The sequence below is a fragment of the Symbiopectobacterium sp. genome (assembly GCF_051710365.1).
Lineage (GTDB): Bacteria > Pseudomonadota > Gammaproteobacteria > Enterobacterales > Enterobacteriaceae > Symbiopectobacterium.
The window spans coordinates 1-4,023 of the sequence record NZ_JBPETA010000238.1 but is presented as its reverse complement, the minus strand read 5'-3'; the positions used below and the strand labels follow the sequence as shown (position 1 = coordinate 4,023).

The following is a 4,023-nucleotide window of genomic DNA, read 5'->3' as shown; positions in this document are numbered from 1 at the left end:
GTTACGGATGGTAACGTGGGGAGTACTCATGCTGATTGGTCTGCAAAAAGCAGTAATAAATTCAGAACTTCAGAATACCGTCAAGTCCCGAAAAAAGAAAAATCAGGTGCGGAATGACGGTTTTATACGTTGGATGAAGAGAACGCCAGCAATATGATGAAATATGTTTCCCAGATAATTGCACAGCAGGAAAAAGCGCGCCAATTGCGTTGGCAGGAAAGTGATGTGCAGCATTTCCAACGCCTGAGCGAACAACTGACGCAATATCAACATGAACTGGAGGAGATCGCGCTCGCCGTGTCTGCGTTGCGTGGGCAGAAGCAAGTCGTTTCCGCCGGGGAGAACATACAGAATACCGCACAGTGGCAGCGCCTCAAGGTGGCCGATACGCAGTCCATTAAAACGGGGTTTGCCGTTACCGACACCCTTAGCCGTATCGTGAGCCAGATTGATGATAAAAATCAGTATGTTATCAACCGTTCAGTTGCGGAAATCGTTGTTATCGGTATTTGTGCCGTTTTGCTGGGAATATTGATCTCCGTATCGGTGACTCGCCTGATAGCGAGATCGATACGTGGCAACCTTGAACTGGCGCAGCGCATTGCACAAGGCGATCTCTCTGTCGTGGTAGGCCAGGTTCGCCGTGATGAACTTGGGATGTTGACGCATGCCATGATGGAGATGACGCAAAAGCTGTGCGGACTGATGGTGGATATTCGAGACAGTGCGTATCAGGTGGCGACGGCCTCTTCCGCCATTACCGACGGTAACCGCAATTTGTCCTCACGTACCGATCAACAAGCGGCAGCAATGGTGGAAACTGCTGCCAGCATGGAGGAGTTGACCGCGACGGTGACCAACAATGCGGATAACGCGCGGCACGCTGGACAGCTGGCACGTCAGGCATCGGGCAACGCCAACCGCGGTGGTGAGATCATTAAGCAGGTGGTGACAACGATGTCGGATATTACCGGCAGCTCGCGGAAAATCGCGGATATCACGTCGGTTATCAACAGCATTGCTTTTCAAACTAACATATTGGCGCTGAATGCGGCGGTGGAAGCGGCACGGGCCGGAGAACAAGGGCGTGGTTTTGCTGTGGTCGCCAGCGAAGTGCGTAATCTGGCGCAGCGCAGTTCACAAGCGGCCAGAGAGATTGAAACCTTGATTGTAGAGTCCGTGACGCGAGTGGATGAAGGTTCTGTGCTGGTAGAAAAAGCGGGGAGCGCCATGCATGACACTGTGACGTCAATTGGCGCTGTCGATCGCATCATGAACGATATTTCGGTGGCGTCAGACGAGCAGAGTCGCGGTATTGCACAAATTGGTGATGCCGTGACGGACATGGATCGGACTATTCAGGAAAATGCAACGATGGTCAATGATTCCACCTCTGCGGCTTTAGCATTGGAAGCGCAGGTCACACGGCTTGCCTCGCTGATTGCAGTATTCCGTCTGCCTGGAAACGCCGTTTGCGAGCCAGAGGCCGCACAACGATCAACCCGTTTTGCGGCTTTGCCCGTTCAGGTGGCACAAGGCGATTGGGTGTAGCACAGCCTGAAGCGTGAGCATTAGCGGGCTGCATTGGCCCGCTAATGCATGAGTGATTACCTGAGCGGTGCACTGGAGCTGCGTGGAATAAGACTTGGCATCACGCGCCGAATGGTATCGACGGGCTCGGTGCCAGCCAGCAGCAATTCAACAGCAATAGAGGCAACGTGGTCGAACGGAATATGTACCGAAGAGAGCGGAACCGGCAAACGGGCGGACAGTGGAATATCGTTATAGCCTACCACTGATAAATCCTGACCTATTGCCAGTCCCAATCGATGGGCCGCCGCCATAACGCCGAAAGCCAAATCGTCGTTGATGGCGAAAATGGCCGTGGGCCTGCGTGCTCCGCTCAGCAGTGCCATCCCTTCACTTTCTCCTGACTCGATGCTGAAACCGGATTCCCGAATCCAGGCGGGATTAGGAGTGAGCCCGGCCTCGCGCATTGCACGATGGAATCCTTCCCGGCGATAGGTCGCACCGGAAGAAAAGCTGGGACCCGCGACCATACCGATATCACGGTGGCCCAGATCGATCAGATGCCGGGTTGCCAGATAGCCCCCCTGTTCATCATCACCAATGGCAGAGCGGCTAACACCGTCGGTACGCAGCGCCAATACGTGGGCAACATTTTGCTGACGCAATTCCGCCGGCAAATGGTCATCCAGTCGGCTAGTGGCCAGAATCAGCCCGTCAACGCGCCGATCGAGCAGGGATGCTGCCGCCTGTTTTTCTTGCACCGGATCGTCACCGCAGGTCGCAACAATCGCAAAATAACTGTAGCGTTCTGCTGCGCGGCAAATGGCCTCATACAATAACGCCATCACCATATCGCTCAGACGCGGCACCAGTACACCGATGGTTCCCGTGCCGCCACGGCGCAGGCTGGAGGCCATGATGTCGCGTCGGTAACCTAACTCCTGTGCAACCTGACGTACACGTTCGGCAGCTTTGCTGCGTGACGGAGGTAACCGTTCATCCAGAACGCGGGAAACGGTGGAAACGCTCACCCCGGCTGCCGTGGCGACATCCTGTAAGGTGACGGGTTTGCTTCCCAACTTACGGCTTGAACCGTTGGGCGGAAAGGTATTAGGGTCCATGTAATCCCTTGATTTTTATTTTTAAAAAAAGGCACAGTGTGTTGCCAATGACATCCGCGTGGTGTTTACGAATTTATTATGTAATGGTTCCCAGGCTTTGGCTACACCTCGGAATTTTAAATCTGTGCCACGGCAGGATAATCAGGGGTTACTATGCAAAAGCATACAATAATGCGCAACATATACGTTTGATTGCGCTAACAAGCGTGGGAGGTTGGATGCCGTTTGGATCGAAAATACGCCCGCCGTTCACGGTATGAAGGCGGGCGTATCCGTCATGTCAGCGTCGGAGTACGGGCATTAGCCAACGAATGGCAGTTCAGCAGCGCGAATTGCGGCTTTGATTTCCTCTTCTGCGCCGGGTTCCAATGGCAGCAGCGGAGAACGCACTGTGGCGTGATCCAGAATGCCGCGCGCCACCAGCGCATGCTTCAGTGCCACGGTACCTTCCATGTGTGAACCACGGTGATACACGCTTTTGGTCACAGGCAGCAGGCGGTCATGGATCTCACGGGCTTTTTTGTAATCCTTCGCCTTGCCGGCTTTGATCATCTCTACCAGCAGTTCTGGCGCAATGTTGCCATAGCCCACCAGGAAACCGTCTACATCAAAGGCCGTCGAGAGCAGATATTCATCATGGCAGCTCAGGATCTGCAGGTCCGGGCGTTCACGGTGGATTACCGGAATCTCAGTGTCCCAGCGACGCATATTGCGCACGCCGTTCTTCATGGCAAACACTCCGGGTTGAGCAGAGATTTCCAGCAACGTTTCCAGGTTATAGGTGCACTTGGTGGCATCGGGATACTGGAACAGGATCAGCGGCAGGCCACTTTCTTCATATACCTGGTATTTATCCTGTGGTGCCCCTTTCTGGTAGCCAAAACGCAGCCAGCCGTGAGAAGGATACAGCAGGCCCGCAGAGGCCCCCGCGCTGACGGCGCGCTTGGCTTCTTCGGCTGCCACTTCGGTGCCTTCGAGCGTGATACCCGCAATGATTGGAATGGCGCCGTTCACCGATTCCGCAAAAGCTTCAATCAATTTCATCTGCTCGCTCTGAGACATAAAGGTGCCTTCCCCAGCGTGGCCCAATACGGTCAGACTTTTAACGCCATCGATGCTGGCAAGCCAGGCACCCAGTTTTTTACACGCGGCGTAATCCACGGAACCATCGCGGTTGAACGGTGTGACAGGGGCAGGGTTCAGGCCACGTAAATCGATATTAATTTTGGTCATGATGTTCTCTTTTTAGGGCCTGTCATCAAATGCTTGGATAAGCGTGTATGATTGTCTACTTTGGCCTAAAAAGTAAGAGATGACACGTCGCTATGCACTTCGAGATGATCAATGGGCTAGGATTGAGACATTGCTTCCT

At 53.9% G+C, this 4,023-nt stretch carries 2 protein-coding genes and 1 pseudogene; 1 reads left to right on the top strand and 2 read right to left on the bottom strand.

All coding sequences use genetic code 11. The annotated features are described in order from the left end of the window. Positions 1–372: 372 nt before the first annotated feature. Positions 373–1,551, top strand: a pseudogene (locus tag ACTBDZ_RS15695) (methyl-accepting chemotaxis protein); the annotation flags it as partial. 56 nt (positions 1,552–1,607) lie between these two features. Here the strand turns inward: ACTBDZ_RS15695 and ACTBDZ_RS15690 are convergent. Then, on the bottom strand, positions 1,608–2,651 hold the full coding sequence (locus ACTBDZ_RS15690; RefSeq protein ID WP_438816003.1) for a LacI family DNA-binding transcriptional regulator: 1,044 nt from the start codon (positions 2,649–2,651) through the stop codon (positions 1,608–1,610). Between the two features lie 300 nt (positions 2,652–2,951). Beyond that, positions 2,952–3,884, bottom strand: coding sequence for a dihydrodipicolinate synthase family protein (locus ACTBDZ_RS15685; RefSeq protein ID WP_438816002.1), 933 nt, complete (start codon positions 3,882–3,884; stop codon positions 2,952–2,954). Positions 3,885–4,023 lie beyond the last annotated feature (139 nt).